This is a genomic window from Agromyces cavernae (assembly GCF_021044935.1).
GTDB classification, from domain to species: Bacteria; Actinomycetota; Actinomycetes; order Actinomycetales; family Microbacteriaceae; genus Agromyces; species Agromyces cavernae.
On record NZ_JAJNMP010000002.1, the window covers coordinates 923174 to 945873 of the forward strand.

A 22700-nucleotide genomic window follows, 5' to 3' on the forward strand; every position below is an offset into this window, starting at 1 on the left:
CGTCTCCTCGCCTTTAGGCTGGGGACTCGAGACATTCACCCGGGAGCCGAGAAACGTGTCCGATCACGACCTGAACTGGAAGTACGTCGACGAGTCCGTCGTCGAGTCCGAGCCCATCGCGAAGGCTCGCCAGCAGTCGCTCGAGCTCGGCGTCGACCCGGTCTCGCCGGCGGTCGGTGCGCAGCTCGCCGTGATCGCCGCGGCCACTCGGGCGGGCTCGATCATCGAGGTCGGCACGGGCGTCGGCGTCTCGGGACTATGGATGCTGCAGGCGTCGCCGCGTGCCCAGCTCACCTCGATCGACACCGAGAACGAGTACCAGCAGCACGCACGACAGCACTTCGCCGACGCCGGCATCGCCGCGGCCCGGGTGCGGCTCATCGCCGGGCGCGCGGGCGAGGTGCTCCCCCGCATGAACGAGAGCTCCTACGACATCGTCTTCGTCGACGCCGATGCACCGTCGGTGATCGAGTACGCCGAGCACGGGCTGCGCCTGGCGAAGCCCGGCGGCAGCGTGCTCGTGGCCCGAGCCCTCTGGAAGGGACGGGTCGCCGACCCCTCGAAGCGCGACGAGGCGGCGAGCGCGTTCCGCACGCTCATCGGCGAACTCGCGACGTCGTCAGCAGTCGCGACGGCGATCTCTCCTGCCGGCGACGGCCTGTTGCAGATCGTCAAGCTCGGCGCCTGAGACGCCGCCCGGAAACACCACGAGCCCCGAGTCTCCTCGGGGCTCGTTGGCGCAGGTGTGACTCAGGCAGGGTTCACGACGCCACCGAGGACGTCGTAGAGCTCCTTGGCCTCAGCGTCGTTCACCGAGACGACGAGACGGCCACCACCCTCGAGCGGCACCCGCACGATGATGAGTCGACCCTCTTTCACAGCCTCCATAGGCCCGTCTCCGGTGCGTGGCTTCATGGCCGCCATTGAGCTCCCCTTTCGTGGCTGAGATTCCATTATCTGTCATCAGCGGCGTTGCTGGGAAATCGCCGCGAGGATGTGGAAAGTCGCTCGTTCGGATTCACATGCCGTTCACCACGCCGACAGCGCATGAAAGTGAGGGTTCCTTCCGATCAGGGCGGAGTCCAGTCGATGCCGTCGACGCCCCACGCGATCAGCAGCCAGCCGACCTGCAGCGCGATGAACACCACGACGATTCCCCACCGGTACCATCGCGCCCGCGGCACGGCGAGTGCGCCCACGAGCGGGAACATCGGCGCGAGGATGCGGAACGTCGACGACTGCGGGAAGAACACCGCGAGCAGGTAGAGCCCGTAGCTCGCGAGCCACAGCCTGATGTCGACGCCGAGCCGCTTGACGGCGGGCAGGAACAGCATCGCCGCGAAGCTCACTCCGATCACGACGACGGCGGCCATGCCGAGCCACGCCGGCAGCCGCACCCATTCGGCCCACCACGCGGCACCCTGGAACCACGCAGTGAACGGCACGAGCTCCTGATATCCGATGTAGGCCGACCGCCACGCGAGCTCGGTCGCCATGTATCCATCGAACTCACCGGTCACGAGCCACACGATTCCCGGCCACGCGAATCCCACGACGACCGCGAAGGCGGTCACGGATGCCGCGACCACCCGCTCGCGAATCGGGAACGGATCGCGCCCCCGGTGCCACCACCGCCACACCCAGTGCAACGCGAGCGTGAGGGCGAATGCCAGCGCCCCCGGACGGGTGAACGCCCACGCCGTGAGCACGGGCACGAGCCATCCGTATCGCCGGTCGACGAGCAGCAGCAGCGCGACCGCGAGCCACAGGAATCCGAGCGATTCGGCGTACCCGAACTGCATGATGGGCGACACGGGCGCGACTGCGAACAGCACGACCGCGAACAGCGCGCGGTCGGGTTCGAGGAATCGCGACATGAGGCGGTGCAGAACGAGGGCCGCGCCGAGGCCGGCGAGCACCGCGATGGCGACGGATGCCACGTTCCACGGCAACCCGATCTGCGTGAGCATCCCCGACAGCACGGGGAACACGGGCAGGAACGCCCACGCGTTCTCGCCGACCTGGCCGGCTTCGGTGATCGGCAGCTCCCGCGGGTAGCCGCCGATCCAGATGATCTGGTACCACCGGGCGTCCCACAGGTTCGCGTACTCGAAGTACCCGGGTCTCGGGCCGGTCCAGGAGTTCGCGGCCTGCCCGCTCGCGAGCACGAGCACGATCGTCGTCGTGATGAGCCGGGCCCCGAAGTAGACGGCGACGACCTTGGCCCACCACGGGGTGAGCCGCCATCGCACCCGCGGCGACCAGCGCGTCGCGCGGAACGGGTCGTGCTCGCGCGCGGCGGCCTCCGACATGCTCATGCGGGATCGGTCAGTGCGCCGCGCCCGTGAGCCACGCCCGCAGGGCGTGCTCGGTCGAGCGGATCTGGTCGAGCGCCACACGCTCGTCGTCGGCATGCGCCTTCAGCGGGTCGCCGGGGCCGAAGTTCACGGCAGGCACGCCGAGCGCGCTGAACCGCGCGACGTCGGTCCACCCGTACTTCGGGCGTGCCTCGGCGCCGACCGCACGCACGAACTGCTGCGCGAGCGGCGCGTCGAGCCCGGGGCGGGCTCCTTCGGCGCCGTCGACGACGGTCACCTCGAAGCCGTCGAAGAACCCGCGCACGAATTCGGATGCCTCGGCGAGGCTGCGGCTCGGAGCGAAGCGGTAGTTCACGTCGAGCACCGCGTCGTCGGGGATGACGTTGCCCGCGACGCCGCCCCGCACGACGACGGCGTTCAGGCCCTCGCGATAGGCGAGGCCGTCGACCTCGACGGTCTCGGCCTCGTACTCGACGAGGCGCGTGAGCGCGGGCGCGAGCTTGTGGATCGCATTCTCGCCGACCCAGCTGCGCGCCGAGTGCGCGCGCAGCCCGGTGGTGCGCACCTCGGCGCGCAGGGTGCCGTTGCACCCGCCCTCGACGTGCCCGTTCGACGGCTCGCCGAGGATCGCGAAGTCCCCCGCGAACAGGTCGGGTCGGTTGCCCGCAAGCCGGCCGAGCCCGTTGAGCCCCGCAGCGACCTCTTCGTGGTCGTACCACATCCACGTGACATCGACGATGGGATCGGTGAGCTCGGCCGCGAGCTTCAGCTGCACGGCGACACCGGCCTTCATGTCGACGGTGCCGCGCCCCCAGAGGTAGTCGACGCCGTCGATGGTCTCGAAGCGCGTCGGCAGGTTCGCGTTGATCGGCACCGTGTCGAGATGCCCGGCGATCACGACCCGGCGATCGCGGCCGAGGTTCGTGCGGGCGACGACGGTGTCGCCGTCGCGGATGATCTCGAGATGGGATGCCCCGGCGAGCGCCGCCTCGACGAGGTCGGCCAGGGTCGTCTCGTCGCCCGAAACGCTCGGCACGTCGCAGATCGCCCGCGTGAGCGCGACGGAATCGGCGGAAAGGTCGAGCGAGGTCGGAGTCTCGGCGGGCATCACCCAAGTCTATGGGCGCTGCTAGGCCGTGCCATGTCGCAAGTCAAGCCCTTCCGCCGCCGCCGCCGTGGACGCACACTTGAGTGGAGACGATCACGTCGGCGAGGGGTGGCTGCGCATGAGCCGGTTCGGCATCGAAGAGGAGTTCATGGTCCTCGATCGCCACCGGCTGGCTCCGGTGGGTCTGGGCGAGCAGATGCTGCGCACACTGCGTCACGGTGCGCACGGTGAGCGCGTCACCGGCGAGTTCCTGGCCGCCCAGGTCGAGTACGCGACCTCGATCCATCGCCAGCTGCGACGGGCGGGCGCTGAGTTGCACGGCTTCAGGAGGGAGCTCGCGTCGGTCGCACACGACCTCGATGTCGTCGCGGTCGGGAGCGGAACGCCGTTCGATGCGTGCGACTCTTCGGCGATGGTGACCGACAAGGAGCGCTACCGGCGCATCGCCCGCGACTTCGGCGACCTCGTGATCGACCACCAGGTGAACGGGCTCCATGTGCACGTCGAGGTCGAGGATCGCGAAGCGGGCGTGCGCGCACTCAACGGCGTGCGGCTCTGGTTGCCCTGCCTGCTGGCGCTCACCGGCAATGCTCCGTTCTGGCGCGGTCATGACACGGGGTTCGCGAGCTGGCGCACGATGATCATGCGGCGACTGCCGACGATGGGATGCCCACCGCAGTTCGCCGATGCCGACGACTACGCCGCGCGCTCGCGGGCCCTGGTCGCGACGGGCGCCGCCACCGACCTGCAGTCGCTCGCCTGGGCCGCCAGGCTCTCCGAGCGGTTCCCCACGATCGAGGTTCGTGTCTTCGACGCCCAGCTGACCGCCACCGATTCGCTGCTGGCGGCGGCGCTCACGCGATCCATCGTGACGACCGTGCTCGAGACCCCGCCGCTCGCCCACCTGCCCCAGGAGATCCTCGACGGCTCGCTCTGGCTGGCGGCGCGCAACGGCATGGCCGCCGATCTCGCCGACCCGTTCACCGGCGATCCAGCGACGGCGTGGTCGGTCGCGGCCGCGCTCGTCGACTACATCGGCCCCGCGCTCGTCGGTCACGGCGATCTCGAGTTCGTCACCGAGGCGCTCGCACTCATCCGCGCGCGCGGCACCGGAGCGCAACGACAGGTCGAGGTCTTCCGGCGAGACGGGCCGATCGCACTTCGCCGGTGGTACGCCGACACCCTCACCGAGGGAGCCGGCACGACGCGCAGCGCCGCCCCGGCCTCCGAGGCACTCAGGCGCGCACGCATCGACGCCCGCCCCCGGCTCGAACGCTCGGACGAGCAGAGCACGGTGGCGGGCTGAACCCCGGTGGTCGGCTGAGCCCGGTGCCGGCTGAGCCGATCGGCGAGACCCGTCAACTCGCGGCGGCGAGACGTCGCGCGTCGATGATGAGGGCGAGCGCGGTGAGCGCCTGGTAGACGCCGAGGTGGATCACGAAGGCGAGCCATGCGGTCGAGCCGAGTTCGCCGGCGACCAGCACGACCCCGACGACCGTCATCGGCCAGCTCGCGGTGAGGAACGGCAGCGCACGTGCCGGCCCACGCCAGCGACCGACGGTGAGGATGCCGACGGCCGCGAGCCAGAACACGCCGAGCGTCAGTGGCGAGAGGAACTGCTCGGCCCGCTCGAGGCTCGTCGCCGGCATCAAGGGGCCGACAGCGAGGAACGCGGTCGTGCCGAGCAGCACGGCGAACGAGATGATGCCGACCGTGCGCCACGCCGTTCGCACGCCGAATGCGCCGCCGCGCAGCGCAATGCCGATGACGATCGCCAGGCTCGCCGTGTACGCCACGGCGGCGATGTCGTCACCGAGGTAGGCGTCGCCGTCCGCCGGCCACGGCATCGCCGTGAACAGCGCGAACACGGCGAGCAGCACCGCCGTGCAGGCACCGGCGACGCGAAGCTGCGTCGGGCTGAGCCGTCGGGTCGGGGCATCCCGCATGGGCCGCGTGTCGGTGCGAGCGGGGGGCGGGCTCTGGATGGTCGTCATGGGGGTTCCTTCCGGTTCGTTCGACAGGGCGCCGGGATCGGCGTCGTTCCGAGCATCGCGAGCGGGCGTCCCGGGCTCCAAGGGCTCGGGCGCCCTCGATCGGCCCGCGGATGTCCCGGAAACGTCGGGACAATCGCCCGAGACAGCAGCGGCCTGCCCTGCCACGATGGAGCCATGCGCCCGGCCCGAGGACTCCACGCCGCACGAGCGACCGCGGTCGCCGCGTTCGCCGTGATCGCGTTGTGCGCACTCGGGGCGTTCGTGCTCGACTTCCTCACCCACGACTCCGGCATCGAGATCCCGGCCGCACCCGGCTGGGTGGCCGCGTGGCGCGGACTCGTGCTCGGCTCCACCGGTGCGCTCCTGCTCGCACGCCTGTCGTGGCATCCCGTACCCGTGCTGCTCACCGCAGGCGGCCTGCTCGCCGCGATCGACGGCCTCGCGCTCGCCTGGCTCAACCACGGCGTGCTGCTGTGGCCCGACGCCCCGATGCTGGGTCTCGCCTTCGTGTTCACGCAGCGACTCTCGGTCGTCGCATACCTGGCGCTGCCGCTCGCGCTCCTCGTCTTCCCCGACGGCCGGTTGCCGCGCGGCCCATTGCGCATCGTCGCCATCGTGACGCTCGCGCTGAACGTGCTGATCGCCGCCGCCGACGTCGCGATGCCCTGGCGGGTCGCGCATGCCGTCTTCGGCAGCCCCGACCCCCGGTTGCTGCAGTGGGCGCGCGGTGACTGGGGCGTCACGCTGCCGCCGTCGCTCTGGCAGTTCGTCGGTGCCGTCTGGATGCCGACGGTCATCGCGAGCGTCGTGCTCACCGCGGCGGTGCTGTTCGGCCGCATGGTCGGCGCCGACTCCGAACTGCGACGGCAGCTCAAGTGGATCGTCTGGTCGGGCCTCGTGTACGCCGCCCTGTTCGTACTCGCCGCCGTCGCCCTGCCGTACCACCTCGGGCAGGCCACCATCATCGTCGGCACCGCCGTGATCTGCGGTTCGATCGTCGTCGCCATCACCCGGCACGGGCTCTACCGCATCGACCGGCTGCTGAGCTGGACGATCGTCTACGCGCTCTTCGCGATCTCGGTCGTCGCGGTCGACGTGCTGCTCGTCGCGAGCATCGGCCGGCTCGTCGAGCACCAGGTGCTCGCGGGCGCAGCGATGCTCATCGTGCTCTTCGCCTACATGCCGCTGCGCGATCGCGTGCTGACCGTTGCGAACCGCCTCGTCAACGGCCGACGCAGCGACCCCTACGGCGTCGTGTCGACGCTCGCGGCCCGACTCGAGGAAGCCGACGAACCCGGCGACCAGCTGCACTCGCTCGCGGCCTCGATCGCGACGGCCTTCGCCTCGCGCTACGTCGGCGTGCGGGTCGAGGCACTCGACGGCGGCCACCTGGTCGCGCAGCACGGCACCCCGACCGACGAGGTCGAATCGATTCCGCTCTTCTACCGCGGCGAGCGCATCGGCGTGCTCGAGATGTCGCCCGGTCGGCGTGCGCGCCTCTCCCCCGGCGATGAGCGCCTGCTCGCCGATCTCGTGCGCCACGCCGCGTCGGCCGTGCGCGCCAGCACCCTGAGCACCGAGCTGCAGCAGATCCGCGAGCAACTCGTGAACGCGCGCGAAGACGAGCGGCGGCGCCTGCGCCGCGAGCTGCATGACGGCCTCGGCCCCGATCTCGCCGGCGTGCAGCTGCGCATCGAGGCCGCCCGCAACGTCGCCGCGAGCGACCCCGCGGAGTCCGACCGGCTGCTCGCCTCGGCGGCAGACGACCTCCGGCTCGCGGTCGGCGAGATCCGCCGTCTCGCCCACGACCTGCGCCCGCCGAGCCTCGACGACGTCGGTCTCGCCGGTGCGATCGAGCAACTCTGCCGTCGATTCGGAGGACCCCCGGCGATCGAGCTCGACTGCGACCTGCCCGCGCGCCTGCCCGCCGCCGTCGAGGTCGCCGTGTACCGCATCGTCACCGAAGCGCTCGTCAACGTGCAACGGCACGCGCACGCCCAGCGGGCGTGGGTGCGCATCTCACGCCGCGAGGGCCGGCTGCTCGTCGAGATCGACGACGACGGTCGCGGCGTCGCGGCCGACGCGCCGGCGGGCGTCGGGCTGCTCTCGATGCGCGAGCGGGCCGTCGAGCTCGGCGGCTCGCTCGAAGTGACCGAACGGCAGGGCGGCGGCACCGCCGTCAAGGCTGCGCTGCCCCTCCCCAGTCCCGTCATCGAGAACGAGGTGACCGCCGATGTCTGAAGCCGCGCTCGGAACACCGATGCACGACGACCCTGCGATCCGGGTGCTGCTCGTCGACGACCACCCCGTCTACCGCGACGGTCTCGCCGTGCTGCTGCGCTCGATCGACGGCCTCGACGTCGTCGGCACCGCGGCCGATGGTGTCGAGGCGGTCGCGGCAGCCGACGAGCTGCGGCCGCACGTCATCGTGATGGACGTGCAGATGCCCCGACTCGACGGCATCGAGGCCACGCGCCGCATCGCGGCGAAGCATCCGGCGATCGGCATCATCGTGCTCACGATGTCGGAGGCCGACGAGACCGTCTTCGATGCCATGCGCGCCGGCGCGCGCGGCTACCTGCTCAAGGGCTCCGGACAGGACGACATCTCGCGGGCGATCCACGCGGTCGCGGGCGGCGACGCCATCTTCGGCCCGAGCATCGCGGCGCGCGTCGCGGAGTTCTTCGACCGTCCGCCCACGGTCGCCGACCCCGTCGCCTTCCCGCAGCTCACCGCGCGCGAACGCGAGATCCTCGAACTCGTCGCTGCCGGACGATCGAACGGTGACATCGCGCGGCTGCTCTTCCTCTCGCCGAAGACCGTCCGCAACAACGCGTCGAACATCTTCGCGAAGCTGCAGGTCTCGGGCCGGGCCGAGGCGGTCATCGCGGCCCGTGATGCCGGGCTGGGGCGCGGTGGTGACGACGTCGCCCCGCGTCACACGCCCGACCCGCCTCGCTACCCTTGAAGCATGCCCGCGAACGATGCCGCCACCACTCCTGCCCGCACCGCCCACGGCGCCGGTCTCGCGACCGTCGCTGCCGACGGCACCGTGCTCGACGCGTGGTTCCCGAACCCCGGCCTCGCGGGCGAAGGCGGTGGCGAGACATCCGCCCTCGCACCTGAGCACCTCGCCCTCGCAGGGCCCGACGAGCGACGCAACGTCACCGTCGAGGCGATCGACATCACGATCGACCTCGACGCCGCACCCGCGGGCACGGCCGACGCGTACCTGCGTCTGCACCTGCTCTCGCACCTCGTCGTGCGCCCGAACACGATCAATCTCGACGGCATCTTCGCGCACCTGCCCTCGGTCGTGTGGACGAACGCGGGGCCGGTGCATCCCGACGACTTCACGCGCCTGCGACCCTCGCTGCAGCGCGCCGGAATCCACGCCGAGGGACTCGACAAGTTCCCACGCCTGCTCGACTACGTCACGCCCGATCGAGTGCGCATCGCCGACGCTGCGCGCGTGCGCCTCGGCGCCCACCTCGCACCCGGCACGACCGTCATGCACGAGGGCTTCGTGAACTTCAACGCCGGCACCCTCGGCACCTCGATGGTCGAGGGACGCATCTCGCAGGGCGTCGTCGTGGGCGACGGCAGCGACATCGGCGGCGGCGCCTCCATCATGGGCACGCTCTCGGGCGGCGGCACCCAGCGCATCGAGATCGGCGAGCGCGCGCTGCTCGGCGCGAACTCGGGCATCGGCATCTCGATCGGCGACGACTCGGTCGTCGAGGCGGGCCTCTACGTCACGGCGGGCACCAAGGTCGTGTTGCTCGGCGGCAAGGGCGAACGGCCCAGCACGGTCAAGGCCGTCGTGCTCTCGGGCGTGCCGAACCTGCTGTTCCGGCGCAACTCGCTGAACGGTCAGGTCGAGGCGCTGTCGCGCTCGGGCGAGGGAGTGACGCTGAACGCGGCACTGCACGCCTGACGACGGGCGGGGCGGCGGGGTCTCGAGACGGCGCTGGCGCGCCGGCGCGCCTGCTCGACCTACGGCGCTGGCGCGCCGGCGCGCCTGCTCGACCTACGGCGCTGGCGCGCCTACTCGACCGTCGGGAGTACCACCATTCCTCGGATACAGTGGTGCTTCCGATCACGCATCACGAAGGAGTGACGTGGGTACCGACGCACCCAGAACCAGCAGGCATCGCGGGCTCAGCTTCCTGATCGGTCTGCTCGTCACCCTGCTCGTGCTCGCCGTCGTCGCCGCAGGCGTCGGCTGGTGGACCGTGCAGCGGTCGTTCCCCACCACGAGCGGCCGCGTGGACGTGCCGGGCCTCACCGCGTCGGTCACCGTGTACCGCGACGACGCGGGCATTCCGCAACTCGTCGCCGAGACCGACCACGACCTCTTCTTCGCCCAGGGCTACGTGCACGCGCAGGACCGCTTCTGGGAGATGGACTTCCGCCGCCACGTCACCGGCGGCCGCCTCGCCGAGCTGTTCGGCGAGTCGCAGGTCGGCACCGACGCCTTCATCCGCACCCTCGACTGGCGCGGCATCGCCGAGCGCGAGTACGAACTGCTCGACCCCGCGTCGAAGGCCTACTACGACGCCTACGCCGACGGCGTCAACGCCTACCTCGCCGAGCGCGGCGGAGCCGACCTCTCGCTCGAGTACGCCGTGCTCGCACTGCAGAACCCCGGCTACGAGCCCGAGCCGTGGTCGCCCATCGACTCGATCGCGTGGCTCAAGGCCATGGCGTGGGACCTGCGCTCGAACCTCGGCGACGAGATCGACCGCGCCCTGCTCGCCACGACGCTTTCCCCCGAAGAGGTCGACTTCCTGCATCCCGAGTACGCGTGGGGCGAGATGCCGACCATCACCGGCGGGCCGCTCGCCGCGGCTCCCGCCGCGACGTCGATCACGCCGCTCGAGACGGCAGGGGCCGCGGAGGCCGAGTCGGCCGCCTCCGCTGGCGAGGCGGGGCGCGAGGCGGCGGGTGAGGCGGCCGGCGCGGCAACGGATGTCCCACCCCCCGGTGTCGCCGACGCCCTCACCTCGCTCAGTGCTGCGATCGACGGGCTGCCCGAACTGCTCGGTCCCGAGGGCGGCGATCTCGGCTCCAATTCCTGGGTGATCTCGGGTGCGCTCACCGAGTCGGGCCAGCCGCTGCTCGCGAACGACCCGCACCTCGGGCCGGCCATGCCCTCGATCTGGACGCAGATGGGCCTGCACTGCGCCGAGGTGCGCGACGACTGCGCCTTCGACGTGTCGGGCTACACGTTCTCGGGACTGCCCGGCGTCATCATCGGCCACAACGACCGCATCGCGTGGGGGTTCACGAACCTCGGCCCCGACGTCGCCGACCTGTTCCTCGAACGGGTGGACGGCGACACCTACGAGCTCGACGGCGAACAGGTGCCCCTCACCACGCGCGAGGAGACCATCGAGGTCGCGGGCGGCGAACCCGTCACGATCACGGTGCGCTCGACCGCGCGCGGCCCGATCGTCACCGACATCCGCGATGACTTCGGCGACGTCGCGGCCGACTACCCCGCGGCATCCGGTTCACCCGACGGCGACTACGAGGTGTCGCTGCAGTGGACCGCGCTCACCGCAGGCACGACGCCGCAGGCGGTGTTCGCGATGAACCGGGCGCGCGACTGGAACGGCTTCCGCGCCGCGGCCGACCTCTTCGACGTGCCCTCGCAGAATCTCATCTACGCCGACGACTCGGGCAACATCGGGTACCAGGCGCCGGGCGACATCCCCGTACGGCTGTCGGGCGACGGCACGGTGCCGCTGCCCGGGTGGACGAGCGCGAACGGATGGTCGGGCAGCATCGACTTCGAGGACCTGCCCTCGGTGCTGAATCCGACCGCCGGCTACATCGTGACCGCGAACAACCCGGCCGCCGGCCCCGACGGCCCGCTGCTCACCGAGGACTGGGATTACGGCTATCGCGCCGTGGGCATCGACCGCCTCATCCGCGAGCGCATCGCCGACGGCGGAAAGCTCACGGCAGACGACCTCGCCGAGATGCAGCTCGACACCGCCGACGCGAACGCGACGACGTTCCTGCCCCTCATCGCCGAGCTCGACCTCGACGGCGACGCCGCCCGCGGCGCCGCCCTGCTCGACGGCTGGAACGGCCGCGCCGACGTCGACAGCGCCGAGGCCGCCTACTTCGCCGTGTTCTGGCGCACCCTGCTCGACGACCTGTTCGGCTCGCTGCCCGAACCGACCCGGCCCCAGGGCGGCGACCGCTGGTACAAGGTCGTGGGCACGCTGCTCGGCGAGCCCGATTCGAAATGGTGGAGCAACGGCTCGGGCGCCACGGGCCGCGACGCCGTCATCGCCGGGGCGCTCGCCGCCGCGTGGACCGAGGCCTCCGAGCTCATGGGCGACAACCCCGACGCGTGGCGGTGGGGCGAGCTGCACACGCTGACCCTCACCAACGCGAGCTTCGGCGAGTCGGGCATCGGGCCCATCGAGTGGATCTTCAACCGCGGGCCCTACGAACTCGGCGGCGGCTCGTCGATCGTGAACGCGATCGGGTGGGACGCGACCCTCGGCTACGGCGTCGACTGGGTGCCGTCGATGCGCATGATCATCGATCTCGACGACCTCGACGAGTCGCGCTGGATCAACCTCACGGGGGCCTCGGGTCACGCGTTCAACCCCCACTACGACGACCAGGCGCCGCTCTGGCAGCGTGGCGAGCTGCGCCCCTGGCCGTTCACGATCAACGCCGTGCAGGACGCCGCGAGCGACACGCTGCAACTGCGCCCGGTCGGCTGACAGGCGACTGATGGGGGGCTGACGCCTACCGCAGCACCGAACTCAGCAGCAGGCTCGTCTCGCTGTTCACGACGCCGTCGATCGACCGGATGCGCCCGAGCACGCGGTCGAACTCGGCGAGGTTCTCGGTGCGCAGCTCGGCGACGAGGTCCCAACCGCCGTTCGTCGTGTGCAGCGCGATCACCTCGGGTATGCCCCGCAGCCCGAAGATGACGTCGTCGGTCGTGCGCCCCTCGACCTCGATGAGCGAGATCGCGTGGATGGCGAGCGGTTCGAGCTCGTCGCGCACGCGCACCGAGAATCCGACGATGATTCCGGATGCCACGAGCCGATCGATGCGGCTGTTCACGGTCGCCCGGGCCACGCCGAGGGTGCGTGCGAGGCCCGCCACCGGTGCACGCCCGTCTTCGCGCAACGCGGCGAGCAGCCGCCGGTCGAGGTCGTCGAGCACCGCCATGCACAGATCGTACATCGATGCTCTACGTTCTGTGCTGTCCTACGACGATTCGTGCACGCTTCGGGCGTTGCCGTTGCATATCGCCGAAATCTAGGCTCGATGGCACGACCGAGAGGATCCCGATGACGAGTTTCGTCGATGTACGCAGCATGGCCGCCTGGGTGGCGAGCACCGGCCCCGAGCAGGTGATCGCGGGCCTGGTCGGCGAACTCGACCGCGACTTCCGGCGCTGGGAGTCGTTCGACAAGTCCCCCCGAGTCGCGAGCCACACGCCGTTCGGCGTCATCGAGCTCATGCCCACGAGCGACCACGAGACCTACGGCTTCAAGTACGTGAACGGACATCCGTCGAACCCGGCACGCGGCTACCAGACGGTGACCGCGTTCGGCGTCCTCGCCGACGTGCACAACGGCTACCCGAACTTCCTCGCCGAGATGACGATCCTCACGGCGCTGCGCACCGCGGCCACCTCCGCACTCGCGGCCCGCGCGCTGGCGCGCCCCGACTCGCGGGTGATGGCGATGATCGGCGCGGGCAGCCAGGCCGAGTTCCAGGCGCTCGCATTCCGCACGGCGCTCGGCATCGATCGCCTGCGCGTCTACGACGTCGACCCCGACGCGGTCGCGAAGCTCGCCCGCAACCTGCTGCCTCTCGGCTTCACGATCGAGGTCGCCGGCAGCGTCGCCGAGGCCCTCGACGGCGCCGACGTCGTCACCACGTGCACCGCCGACAAGGCCCGCGCCACGGTCATCGCCGACGAGCTCGTGCGACCCGGCATGCACCTCAACGCGATCGGCGGCGACTGCCCCGGCAAGACCGAACTCGACGCCGCGATCCTCGACCGCAGCGCGGTGTTCGTCGAGTACACCCCGCAGACCCGCATCGAGGGCGAGATCCAGCAGCGCGGCGACGACTTCGCGGTCACGGAGCTCTGGGAGGTGCTCACCGAGCGGGCACCCGGCCGCACCGACGCCGAGCAGGTGACGGTGTTCGACTCGGTCGGCTTCGCGATCGAGGACTTCTCGGCGCTGCGCTACGTGCGCGAGCGCGTGGCGGGCACGCGCTATGCGCAGGAGATCGATCTCGTAGCCGACCCCGACGACCCGAAGGACCTCTTCGGGCTCGTCGGCGCATTCTCCCCGGTGGGCTGAGCCGTGTCGGTGCAGGCACCGTCGGCGGTCGTCATGGTGCGACCGCACCGCTTCCGCCCGAACGAGGCGACACTGGCCGACAACGGCTTCCAGGCCGATGCCGACGGCCTCGATCTCACCCGAGTCGCGGCGACCGCGTTCGAGGAGGTCACGCGCGCCGCCGAAGCGCTCGACGCAGCCGGCGTCACCGTGCACCTCTTCGACGACGAGCGCGACGACCGGCCCGACAGCGTCTTCCCCAACAACTGGATCTCGACGCACTCGGGCGGGCATGTCGCGCTCTACCCGATGTTCACGGCCAACCGGCGCGGTGAGCGACGCGGCGACATCGTCGACCACCTCAAGGCGCAGTACCGGGTGCAGGACGTCATCGACTATTCGGGTCTCGAGTACGACGATGTGTTCCTCGAGGGCACCGGCGCCATGGTGCTCGACCACGAGTTCCGCATCGCCTACGCCGCCCGCTCGAATCGCGCCGACCCGGTCGCGCTCGAACGGTTCTGCACGAACTTCGGGTACGAGCCCATGGTGTTCGACGCCTCCGACGCACGCGATATCCCGATCTACCACACCAACGTCATGATGACCGTGGCCACCGAGTTCGCCCTCGTCGGCCTCGATGCGATCACGTCGCCGATGCGCCGAATCGAGCTCGCCGAGCGGCTCGCCGGGCGCGGCCGACGCGCCGTCATCGAGCTCACGAGCCGGCAGCTCGACGAGTTCTGCGGCAACGCGATCGAACTCGAGGCGCGCGACGGTCGGGTACTCGCACTCTCGCGCCGCGCGTTCAACGCACTCACCGGCGAGCAGCGCGCGCTCATCGAGCGCTCCGCGCGACTCATGCCGCTCGACGTGCCGACGATCGAGCTCGCGGGCGGATCGGTCCGGTGCATGCTCGCCGGAGTGCACCTCGACCCGCGGCCGCAGCGGGCACCGGAACACGAGGCGCTGTCGACCGTGTCGGCCCGCACGGCCACCCCGGCCCCTGAGGCCGCCTCAGTCCGTGAAGCCGAGCCGGCTCAGATGCCCGGGTAGTGCCGCTCGGGCTCGCCGATGTACAGCTGCTGCGGGCGGCCGATCTTCGTGGCCGGGTCGAGGTTCATCTCACGCCAGTGCGCAATCCAGCCGGGCAGGCGCCCGATGGCGAACAGCACGGTGAACATGCGCGTCGGAAAGCCCATGGCCTTGTAGATGACGCCGGTGTAGAAGTCGACGTTCGGGTACAGGCGCCGCTCTTTGAAGTAGTCGTCCTGCAGGGCGAACTGCTCGAGCTCCTGCGCGATGTCGAGCAGCGGGTCGCTGACGCCGAGCCCGGCGAGCACCTCGTTCGCCGACTGCTTGACGATCTTCGCGCGCGGGTCGTAGTTCTTGTAGACGCGGTGCCCGAAGCCCATGAGCTTCACCCCGTCTTCCTTGTTCTTCACCCGCTCGACGTACCTGCCGACGCCCTCACCCGAGTCGCGGATGCGGGCGAGCATATCGAGCACGGCCTCGTTGGCACCGCCGTGCAGCGGGCCCGAGAGCGCCTGGATGCCGGCCGAGATCGAGGCGTAGAGGTTCGCACCGGTCGAGCCCACGAGGCGCACGGTCGAGGTCGACGCGTTCTGCTCGTGGTCTTCGTGCAGGATGAGCAGCCGGTCGAGGGCCTTCGCGAGCGTCGGGTCTTCGACATAGCGCTCGGCCATGTTGCCGAAGTTCAGCCGCAGGAAGTTCGGCACGAAGTCGAGCGAGTTGTCGGGGTAGAGGAACGCCTGCCCGACGCTCTTCTTGTGGGCGTAGGCCGCGATCACGGGCAGCTTGGCGAGCAGGCGCAACGTGGTGAGCTCGACGTGCTCGGGGTCGTGCGGGTCGATCGAGTCCTCGTAATAGGTCGAGAGCGCCGAGACCGCGCTCGAGAGCACCGACATGGGGTGCGCCGTGTGCGGCAGCGCCGAGAAGAAGCGCTTGAGGTCTTCGTGCAGCAGGGTGTGGCGGCGCACCTTCTCGTCGAACTCGGCGAGCTGGTCGGCGGTGGGCAGTTCGCCGTAGATGAGCAGCCACGCGACCTCGAGGAATGTCGAGTGCTCGGCGAGCTCTTCGATCGGATAGCCGCGGTAGCGCAGGATGCCCTGCTCGCCGTCGATATAGGTGATGGCCGACCGCGTCGAGGCGGTGTTCACGAAACCGTAGTCGAGCGCGGTGAGCCCGGTCTGACGAGTGAAGGTGCCGAGGTCGAGGCTCGAGTTGCCGTCGACCGACCGCTGGATCGGGAACTCGGCCCGTCCGCCGGGGAATGAGAGCGTTGCAGCTGCGGGGTTCTGCCCCTCTGCATTGTTCACGACGTCGCTCACGGCGCCTCCTGTGATCGTCACTTGCGCGGTCACCTGCCTTCTGGCGGCGCGCCGGTCGGCGCGTAGCCCGAGATACAGCCTAGACGTGCCATCGGCACACTGTTGCATCCGCCAAGAGAATCGTCCATCCGTTGGAGAGGCGCACAGACGGATGCTACGGGCGTGCGGCCGCTCGCAGCCTCGAGGCCGCCGCCTGCACTCGCTCATCGGTCGCGGTGAGCGAGAGCCGCACGTGCTCGGGGAAGTGCACCCCGTAGAAATGTCCCGGTCCGCCGACGATGCCGAGGTCGGCGAGACGGCCGATCGAGTCCCACGCGTCGCGGCCCTCGGTGGCCCAGAGGTAGAGCCCCGCCTCGCTGTGGTCGATGCGGAACCCCGCCGCCTCGAGCGCGGGCTTCAACAGGTCGCGGCGCGCGCGGTAGCGCTGCTTCTGTTCGGCCACGTGCACGTCGTCGCGGAGTGCCGCGATCATGGCGTGCTGCAGCGGCTGCGGCAGCATGAGCCCGGCGTGCTTGCGCACCGTCGTGAGCCGCGCGATCACGGTGCGGCATCCGGCGACGAAGGCCGTGCGGTATCCGGCCATGCTCGACTGCTTCGAGAGCGAGTAGATGACGAGGGTGTCGCGACGGCTGTCGCCGACGACCCGCGGATCGAGCAGGCTCGGCACGGGGCTGTCGGCCCACTCGCCCTGCCAGCCGAGCTCGGCGTAGCACTCGTCGCCGACGATGACGGCACCGAGCTCGAGCGCACGCTCGCGGGCGGCCCGCAGCTCGTCGACCGTGAGCACCCGCCCGTCGGGGTTGCCCGGGCTGTTGAGCCACACGAGCTTCGTCGCCGCAGGCCAGGCGGCGGGATCGTCGGATGCCATCGCGGTCGCGCCCACGAGCACGGCACCCATCTCGTAGCTCGGGTACGCGGCGCGCGGATGCACCACCACGTCGCCCTCGCCGAGGCCGAGCAGGAACGGCAGCAGGGCGACGAGCTCCTTCGACCCGATCGTCGGCAGCACGTGCGCTGGCGTGAGGCCGGTGACCCCGCGGCGCCGCGCGAACCACTCGACGATCGTCGCCCGCAGCTCGTCGGTGCCGACGGTCGGCGGGTACGCGTGCGCGTCGGTGGCCGAGGCGAGCGCCTCGCGCACGATGGCCGGGGTCTCGTCGACCGGCGACCCGATCGACAGGTCGACCACCCCGTCGGGATGCGCGGCGGCGCGCTCCCGGAACGGCGTCATGAGGTCCCACGGGTAATCGGGAAGCGCCGCACGCCCCACGGTCAGTGCGCCTGAGGCGGCAGCGCGGCGATGACCGGGTGGTCCTTGGCGATGACGCCGACCTTCGCGGCGCCGCCGGGCGAGCCGATGTCGTCGAAGAACTCGACGTTGGCCTTGTAGTAGTCGGCCCACATCTCGGGCAGGTCGTCTTCGTAATAGATCGCCTCGACCGGGCACACCGGCTCGCACGCCCCGCAGTCGACGCACTCGTCGGGGTGGATGTACAGCGAGCGTTCACCCTCGTAGATGCAGTCGACGGGACACTCGTCGATGCAGGCACGGTCTTTGACATCGACACACGGGAGGGCGATCACATAGGTCACGGCGGTTCGGCGCTCCTTCGGAAGGCTGGGATTCCAGTCTAGGCGTCCGCGGGACCGTCGGCGGCGGCACGGCCGTCGGGGTCGGCGCGTCGCCGGGGCGGCAACTCGGGCCACGCGACCACGAGCACCGCGATGAGCGCGGGGGCGATGCTCCAGATCGTGCCGGAGAGGTCGCCGACGACGAGCACCGATCCGCCCGGACCCGCAAGGGTGAGCAGCGCGATGACGACCACGACGCCGGCGGCCGCGGCAGCCGCCGTCGCGCGGCCCGGCACGACGAGTCGGATGCCGAGGATGAGCGCCGTGACACCCACGAGCGCGGCGACGAGACCCCAGGGGATCGCCAGCTCGCCGATGCGCAGCGTGGCGCGATGACCGATCGTCGCCACGGCGCCGTACAGCGCCCCGATCAAGAAGGAAACGAGGAGCGTGCCGATGCGGCCGCCGATGGCCCCGCTCGACGATCCGGCGGCGGTGCTCGACGACGTGCCGGCCGGCGGGGTCATCGGCGTGACGCTCACTGCTGCGCCGGCTGCGGGGTGACGGTGTACGTGACGGTCTCGCCCTCGCTCGCGAGGAGCACGACGTGCTCACCGTCGGAGTACACGACGGCCCCGCCACCACCGCCCGAGAGCTCGGTGTTCTTCGTGAAGCCGGCGCCCTCGAGCGCCGACACGGCCTCGGCCATGGGATCCGCCGCGGTCGAGTTGATGACCACGATCCAGCCCTCTTCGCCGCCCGTGCCCGCGCTGAACCCGACCTCGCCCTCGATGAGCGGGATGGACTCGGGGAAGCCGGCGGGAAGCTCACCGCCGAGGCTCACGTCGCCGCCCGTGGCGCCTTCGACGGCATCTTCGACGCCCTGGTTGACGAGGTCTTCGACGGGATTCGAGAAGCAGCCCGTGAGCAGCGCCGACGTCAGTGCGGCGAGCGCTGCGGCGGCGGCGGCTCGGCGGGCGAAAGCGGTGGTGGGCATGGTGGCTCCTCGTCGATCGTTGGCGGGCACCGAGCGACGTCGGCCGCTCGCCGCTCCGAGTCTACCGACGCGCGGTCGAGCGGAGCCCATGCCGTAGCGTGGTGCCGACGCCCCGTCGCACGGAGAGGATCGATGACGATGACCGAGACCACGACCGATGACACCGCCGGCGGTGCCGATGTGCGCATCGAGCGCGACGGCGCGATCGCGACCGTGATCATCGATCGCCCGAAGGCCCTCAACGCCCTCTCCCCCGCGGTGCTCACCGCCCTCGCCGAGGCGTTCGAGTCCCTCGCCGCCGAGGGCGCCGCCGTGCGCGGCGTGATCCTGGTCGGCGCGGGCGGGAGGGCGTTCGTCGCCGGTGCCGACATCCGGGAGCTCGCGGGCTTCACGCCCGAGCAGGGCGAGGCGACGGCGTTGCTCGGGCATCGGCTCGCCGCCGTCATCGAGGCGCTCCCCGCACCCGTCATCGCGTGCGTCGACGGATTCGCGCTGGGCGGGGGCCTCGAGGTCGCTCTGGCTTGCGACTTCATCTATGCGACGGATGCCTCGGGGTTCGGCCAGCCCGAAGTGAAGCTCGGTCTCATCCCCGGCTTCGGCGGCACCGTTCGACTGCCGCGTGCCGTCGGCCTCGCCCGCGCCAAGGAGCTCATCTACACGGGGCGGCGCATCGGTATCGACGAGGCCGTCGAGATCGGACTCGTCGTGCGCAGGTTCCCCGACCGCGACGCCCTTCTGGCGGGTGCGCGGGAGACCCTCGACCTCGTCGCCGGGAATGCAGCCCCAGCGGTGGGCCTCGCCAAGCGGGTACTCGTCACGGCGACCGGCACGCCGACCGAGACCGCGAGCGAACTCGAGGTCGCGGGGTTCCGCGACGCGTTCCGCACCGATGACATGCACGAGGGGGTCGCCGCGTTCCTCGAGAAACGCGAGCCCTCGTTCACCGGGTCGTGAGCACCTCAGTGGGTTGAGGAGCGACGAAGGCGGTGGGTTGAGGAGGCGCGAAGCGCCGCCTCGAAACCAGCGTCTCGAAACCCTCGCTGCGTGGCGAGCGGGTTTCGAGACGCTCGCTTCGCTCGCTCCTCAACCAACCCCGGGCGATCAGCCGATGCGCTCCGAGAGCCAGGCGAACCCGTCGAAGCGAACGCCGTCGCCGCCGAACATCTCGAGGTGCAGGTGCGGTCCGGTCGACTGACCGGTCGTACCGACCAGGCCGAGCTGCTGGCCCGCGGTGACGCGCTCTCCGACCGACACCGCGATCGACCCGTACTGCATGTGGGCGTACGAGCTCGTGATGAGCTCGCCGCCGATGTTGTGCTGCACCTCGACGTTCACGCCGAGGCCTCCGCCGTTCTCGGTGGCGAGCACGACGACGCCGTCGGCGATCGACATGACCGGGGTGCCGTCACCCGGGTTGAAGTCGATGCCGTCGTGGAACGTCGAGCAGCCGCCACAGGGAGCGCTTCGCGGACCGAAGCCCGAGGCGCGCTTCTCCCAGCTGACTACGGGCCACACGATGGCGTCGCCCTCGGCGATCGACACCGAGCCTCCGCTCGGGGCCTCGACGACGATGGGCGGCGGAGCTGCTTCGACGTCGTACGCCTCGGCGGCGAGCGTCGAGATCTCGGCCTCCTCGCTGACCTCGAGGGCCTGCGGCTCGTAGCTCACGGTGTCTTCGGCGACGGGCGCGTAGACCGATGCGGTCTCCGTGCCGTCGGTCGCGGTGACCGCGAGCGCGGGCACGCTCGTGGCGAGCATCATCGCGGCCACGAACGACATGGCGAGAGCCGAGAACGTCGGGCGCACCGCGCGGCGGGGGCGGCGCTGGAGTCGGGGGCGGGCAGGGGCTGGGGCGGCCGCACGGCGGCCATGCATGGGGGAAGTCATCAAGTGCGTTACGTATCTGAGATTCGGGTTTCGGGGCAAGGAACTGCCTCGAGATCGAGACAATCTCAGCTACCGTACGCAGTGATTCTGGGAGGTTCATGCGTACGTCATGTATTTCCGCCCAGTATGCGTGAGAGCGATCTCTGCCAGCAACGACGCGGGAACAGCGAAGCGGATGTCGCGGGCCGAGCCCGCGACATCCGCTTCGGGGTTCGCTCAGCCCTGCTTCTTGAGGCGCGACACCGCGCGCGCACGAGCCGTCGCGTCGAGCTCGACCTTGCGGATGCGCACCGCCGCCGGGGTGACCTCGACGCACTCGTCTTCACGGGCGAACTCGAGGCACTCCTCGAGCGAGAGCTGCCGCGAGGGAGTCATCGACTCGAACGTGTCAGCCGTGGACGAGCGCATGTTCGTGAGCTTCTTCTCTTTGGTGATGTTCACGTCCATGTCGTCGGCGCGCGAGTTCTCACCGATGACCATGCCCTCGTACACCTCTTCGGTGGGGTTCACGAAGAAGGTCATGCGCTCCTGCAGGGCGATGATCGCGAACGGCGTGACGACGCCGGCACGGTCGGCGACGATGGACCCGTTGTTGCGCGTCACGATCTGGCCGGCCCACGCGTCGTAGCCGTGCGAGATCGCATTCGCGATGCCAGTGCCGCGGGTCGTGGTCATGAACTCGGTGCGGAACCCGATGAGACCGCGGCTCGGCACGATGAACTCCATGCGCACCCAGCCCGTGCCGTGGTTCGACATGTTGTCCATGCGGCCCTTGCGCGCAGCGAGCAGCTGGGTGATCGCGCCGAGGTACTCCTCGGGGGCGTCGATCGTCAGGTGCTCGAAAGGCTCGTGCGTCTTGCCGTCGACCTGCTTCGTGACCACCTGGGGCTTGCCCACGGTGAGCTCGTAGCCCTCGCGGCGCATCTGCTCGACGAGGATCGCGAGCGCGAGCTCGCCGCGGCCCTGCACCTCCCAGGCGTCGGGGCGGCCGATGTCGACGATCTTCAGCGAGACGTTGCCGACGAGCTCGCGGTCGAGGCGATCCTTCACCATGCGGGCCGTGAGCTTGTGACCCTTGACCTTGCCGACGAGCGGCGACGTGTTCGTGCCGATCGTCATCGAGATCGCCGGCTCGTCGACAGCGATGATCGGCAGCGGCCGAACGTCGTCGGGATCGGCGAGCGTGTCGCCGATCATGATGTCCTCGAAGCCCGCGACCACCGCGATGTCACCGGGGCCGGCGCTCTCGGCGGGATAGCGGTCAAGTGCCTTGGTGAGGAAGAGCTCGGTGACCCGCACGTTCTGCACGGAGCCGTCGTGCTTGACCCACGCGACGGTCTGGCCCTTCTTGATGGTGCCCTGGAAGACGCGCAGCAGCGCGAGGCGGCCGAGGAACGGCGACGCGTCGAGGTTCGTGACGTGGGCCTGCAGGGGGTGCTCGTCGTCGTACGTCGGCGCAGGGATGTGCTGCAGGATCGCCTCGAAGAGCGGCTCGAGGTCGTCGTTGTCGGGCAGTTCGCCGTTCTCGGGCTTGCGGTGGCTCGCGGCCCCGTTGCGGCCCGACGCGTACACGACCGGCACGTCGAGGATCGCGTCGAGGTCGAGGTCGGGCACGTCGTCGGCCAGGTCGGACGCGAGGCCGAGCAGCAGGTCCTGGCTCTCGGCGACGACCTCGTCGATGCGGGCGTCAGGCCGGTCGGTCTTGTTGACGAGCAGGATCACCGGCATGCGGGCCTCGAGCGCCTTGCGCAGCACGAACCGGGTCTGCGGGAGCGGACCCTCGCTCGCGTCGACGAGCAGCACGACGCCGTCGACCATCGAGAGCCCGCGCTCGACCTCGCCGCCGAAGTCGGCGTGACCGGGGGTGTCGATGACGTTGATCGTGACGGGACTGCCGTTCGAGTGCACCCCGTTGTACGAGATCGCCGTGTTCTTGGCGAGGATCGTGATGCCCTTCTCGCGCTCGAGCTCGTTCGAGTCCATGGCGCGCTCTTCGACGTGGGCGTGCTCGGCGAACGAGTGCGTCTGGTTCAGCATCGCGTCGACGAGCGTGGTCTTGCCGTGGTCGACGTGGGCGACGATCGCGACATTGCGCAGGTCGTTGCGGGTGGCGTTCGCCATGGTTCGGTCCTCTGGG

Annotated in this window: 21 protein-coding genes; 9 read left to right on the top strand and 12 right to left on the bottom strand. The window is 70.4% G+C overall.

The window, feature by feature from the left end:
* Positions 1 to 55: 55 nt before the first annotated feature.
* On the top strand, positions 56 to 688 hold the full coding sequence (locus tag LQ757_RS10290) for an O-methyltransferase (RefSeq protein WP_231047111.1): 633 nt from the start codon (positions 56 to 58) through the stop codon (positions 686 to 688).
* A 62-nt stretch (positions 689 to 750) separates the two neighbouring features.
* Here LQ757_RS10290 and LQ757_RS10295 read toward each other — a convergent pair whose 3' ends face one another.
* The 3 genes from LQ757_RS10295 to dapE form a co-directional block, all read right to left on the bottom strand.
* Positions 751 to 924: a DUF3117 domain-containing protein gene (locus tag LQ757_RS10295; protein WP_067875042.1), complete on the bottom strand. Its 174-nt coding sequence runs from the start codon at positions 922 to 924 to the stop codon at positions 751 to 753.
* Positions 925 to 1070: 146 nt separating this feature from the next.
* Positions 1071 to 2318 (bottom strand): putative hexosyltransferase, encoded by a 1248-nt coding sequence (locus LQ757_RS10300; RefSeq protein WP_231047112.1) that lies wholly within the window; start codon positions 2316 to 2318, stop codon positions 1071 to 1073.
* A 10-nt stretch (positions 2319 to 2328) separates the two neighbouring features.
* Positions 2329 to 3426, bottom strand: coding sequence for a succinyl-diaminopimelate desuccinylase (gene dapE / locus LQ757_RS10305; RefSeq protein ID WP_231047113.1), 1098 nt, complete (start codon positions 3424 to 3426; stop codon positions 2329 to 2331).
* Between the two features lie 79 nt (positions 3427 to 3505).
* Here dapE and LQ757_RS10310 point away from each other — a divergent pair, with 79 nt between their 5' ends.
* On the top strand, positions 3506 to 4732 hold the full coding sequence (locus tag LQ757_RS10310) for a carboxylate-amine ligase (protein WP_231047114.1): 1227 nt from the start codon (positions 3506 to 3508) through the stop codon (positions 4730 to 4732).
* Between the two features lie 52 nt (positions 4733 to 4784).
* Here LQ757_RS10310 and LQ757_RS10315 read toward each other — a convergent pair whose 3' ends face one another.
* Positions 4785 to 5420, bottom strand: coding sequence for a hypothetical protein (locus LQ757_RS10315; RefSeq protein WP_231047115.1), 636 nt, complete (start codon positions 5418 to 5420; stop codon positions 4785 to 4787).
* Between the two features lie 174 nt (positions 5421 to 5594).
* On the opposite strand from LQ757_RS10315, the gene LQ757_RS10320 reads away from it, so the two are divergent.
* From LQ757_RS10320 to LQ757_RS10335, 4 genes are all read left to right on the top strand, one after another.
* Positions 5595 to 7661 (top strand): sensor histidine kinase, encoded by a 2067-nt coding sequence (locus tag LQ757_RS10320; protein ID WP_231047116.1) that lies wholly within the window; start codon positions 5595 to 5597, stop codon positions 7659 to 7661.
* Positions 7654 to 8388, top strand: coding sequence for a response regulator (locus tag LQ757_RS10325; protein WP_231047117.1), 735 nt, complete (start codon positions 7654 to 7656; stop codon positions 8386 to 8388). The genes LQ757_RS10320 and LQ757_RS10325 overlap by 8 nt, the downstream gene beginning before the upstream one ends.
* Before the next feature lie 3 nt (positions 8389 to 8391).
* Positions 8392 to 9357 (top strand): 2,3,4,5-tetrahydropyridine-2,6-dicarboxylate N-succinyltransferase, encoded by a 966-nt coding sequence (gene dapD, locus LQ757_RS10330; protein WP_231047118.1) that lies wholly within the window; start codon positions 8392 to 8394, stop codon positions 9355 to 9357.
* 184 nt (positions 9358 to 9541) lie between these two features.
* The gene (locus tag LQ757_RS10335) at positions 9542 to 12169 is read left to right on the top strand and encodes a penicillin acylase family protein (protein ID WP_231047119.1); all 2628 of its coding nucleotides are present in this window, start codon (positions 9542 to 9544) and stop codon (positions 12167 to 12169) included.
* Between the two features lie 25 nt (positions 12170 to 12194).
* On the opposite strand, the gene LQ757_RS10340 is transcribed toward LQ757_RS10335, so the two are convergent.
* On the bottom strand, positions 12195 to 12626 hold the full coding sequence (locus LQ757_RS10340) for an Lrp/AsnC family transcriptional regulator (protein WP_231047120.1): 432 nt from the start codon (positions 12624 to 12626) through the stop codon (positions 12195 to 12197).
* 122 nt (positions 12627 to 12748) lie between these two features.
* On the opposite strand from LQ757_RS10340, the gene ocd reads away from it, so the two are divergent.
* A complete protein-coding gene (ocd, locus tag LQ757_RS10345) occupies positions 12749 to 13777 on the top strand; it encodes an ornithine cyclodeaminase (RefSeq protein WP_255681174.1) in 1029 nt (342 codons plus the stop codon).
* A gap of 3 nt (positions 13778 to 13780) precedes the next feature.
* Positions 13781 to 14812 carry a citrulline utilization hydrolase CtlX gene (gene ctlX / locus LQ757_RS10350; protein ID WP_231047121.1) on the top strand — a complete coding sequence of 344 codons (1032 nt, stop codon included), beginning with the start codon at positions 13781 to 13783 and terminating at the stop codon, positions 14810 to 14812.
* Here the strand turns inward: ctlX and LQ757_RS10355 are convergent.
* From LQ757_RS10355 to LQ757_RS10375, 5 genes are all read right to left on the bottom strand, one after another.
* Positions 14797 to 16095 carry a citrate synthase gene (locus LQ757_RS10355; protein WP_231047346.1) on the bottom strand — a complete coding sequence of 433 codons (1299 nt, stop codon included), beginning with the start codon at positions 16093 to 16095 and terminating at the stop codon, positions 14797 to 14799. The genes ctlX and LQ757_RS10355 overlap by 16 nt on opposite strands.
* Positions 16096 to 16261: 166 nt before the next feature.
* Positions 16262 to 17377: a succinyldiaminopimelate transaminase gene (gene dapC / locus LQ757_RS10360; RefSeq protein ID WP_308195605.1), complete on the bottom strand. Its 1116-nt coding sequence runs from the start codon at positions 17375 to 17377 to the stop codon at positions 16262 to 16264.
* Between the two features lie 2 nt (positions 17378 to 17379).
* Complete coding sequence (gene fdxA / locus LQ757_RS10365) at positions 17380 to 17700, bottom strand: ferredoxin (protein ID WP_231047122.1); 321 nt, start codon at positions 17698 to 17700, stop codon at positions 17380 to 17382.
* A gap of 38 nt (positions 17701 to 17738) precedes the next feature.
* Positions 17739 to 18206 carry a hypothetical protein gene (locus tag LQ757_RS10370; RefSeq protein ID WP_231047123.1) on the bottom strand — a complete coding sequence of 156 codons (468 nt, stop codon included), beginning with the start codon at positions 18204 to 18206 and terminating at the stop codon, positions 17739 to 17741.
* 11 nt (positions 18207 to 18217) lie between these two features.
* On the bottom strand, positions 18218 to 18676 hold the full coding sequence (locus LQ757_RS10375) for a hypothetical protein (protein WP_231047124.1): 459 nt from the start codon (positions 18674 to 18676) through the stop codon (positions 18218 to 18220).
* A 138-nt stretch (positions 18677 to 18814) separates the two neighbouring features.
* Here LQ757_RS10375 and LQ757_RS10380 point away from each other — a divergent pair, with 138 nt between their 5' ends.
* Complete coding sequence (locus LQ757_RS10380) at positions 18815 to 19630, top strand: enoyl-CoA hydratase/isomerase family protein (protein ID WP_231047125.1); 816 nt, start codon at positions 18815 to 18817, stop codon at positions 19628 to 19630.
* 147 nt (positions 19631 to 19777) lie between these two features.
* On the opposite strand, the gene LQ757_RS10385 is transcribed toward LQ757_RS10380, so the two are convergent.
* Positions 19778 to 20455 carry a M23 family metallopeptidase gene (locus LQ757_RS10385; RefSeq protein WP_231047126.1) on the bottom strand — a complete coding sequence of 226 codons (678 nt, stop codon included), beginning with the start codon at positions 20453 to 20455 and terminating at the stop codon, positions 19778 to 19780.
* Positions 20456 to 20779: 324 nt separating this feature from the next.
* Positions 20780 to 22684, bottom strand: coding sequence for a translational GTPase TypA (typA, locus tag LQ757_RS10390; RefSeq protein WP_231047127.1), 1905 nt, complete (start codon positions 22682 to 22684; stop codon positions 20780 to 20782).
* Positions 22685 to 22700: the final 16 nt, after the last annotated feature.

Bases quoted from the DNA above. Each gene is read 5' to 3' on its own strand.
- LQ757_RS10295 (WP_067875042.1), bottom strand. From the start codon at position 924: ATGGCGGCCATGAAGCCACGCACCGGAGACGGGCCTATGGAGGCTGTG.
- LQ757_RS10300 (WP_231047112.1), bottom strand. From the start codon at position 2,318: ATGAGCATGTCGGAGGCCGCCGCGCGCGAGCACGACCCGTTCCGCGCG.
- dapE (WP_231047113.1), bottom strand. From the start codon at position 3,426: ATGCCCGCCGAGACTCCGACCTCGCTCGACCTTTCCGCCGATTCCGTC.
- LQ757_RS10315 (WP_231047115.1), bottom strand. From the start codon at position 5,420: ATGACGACCATCCAGAGCCCGCCCCCCGCTCGCACCGACACGCGGCCC.
- LQ757_RS10320 (WP_231047116.1), top strand. From the start codon at position 5,595: ATGCGCCCGGCCCGAGGACTCCACGCCGCACGAGCGACCGCGGTCGCC.
- LQ757_RS10325 (WP_231047117.1), top strand. From the start codon at position 7,654: ATGTCTGAAGCCGCGCTCGGAACACCGATGCACGACGACCCTGCGATC.
- dapD (WP_231047118.1), top strand. From the start codon at position 8,392: ATGCCCGCGAACGATGCCGCCACCACTCCTGCCCGCACCGCCCACGGC.
- LQ757_RS10340 (WP_231047120.1), bottom strand. From the start codon at position 12,626: ATGGCGGTGCTCGACGACCTCGACCGGCGGCTGCTCGCCGCGTTGCGC.
- ocd (WP_255681174.1), top strand. From the start codon at position 12,749: ATGACGAGTTTCGTCGATGTACGCAGCATGGCCGCCTGGGTGGCGAGC.
- LQ757_RS10370 (WP_231047123.1), bottom strand. From the start codon at position 18,206: ATGACCCCGCCGGCCGGCACGTCGTCGAGCACCGCCGCCGGATCGTCG.
- LQ757_RS10375 (WP_231047124.1), bottom strand. From the start codon at position 18,676: ATGCCCACCACCGCTTTCGCCCGCCGAGCCGCCGCCGCCGCAGCGCTC.
- LQ757_RS10380 (WP_231047125.1), top strand. From the start codon at position 18,815: ATGACCGAGACCACGACCGATGACACCGCCGGCGGTGCCGATGTGCGC.
- LQ757_RS10385 (WP_231047126.1), bottom strand. From the start codon at position 20,455: ATGTCGTTCGTGGCCGCGATGATGCTCGCCACGAGCGTGCCCGCGCTC.
- typA (WP_231047127.1), bottom strand. From the start codon at position 22,684: ATGGCGAACGCCACCCGCAACGACCTGCGCAATGTCGCGATCGTCGCC.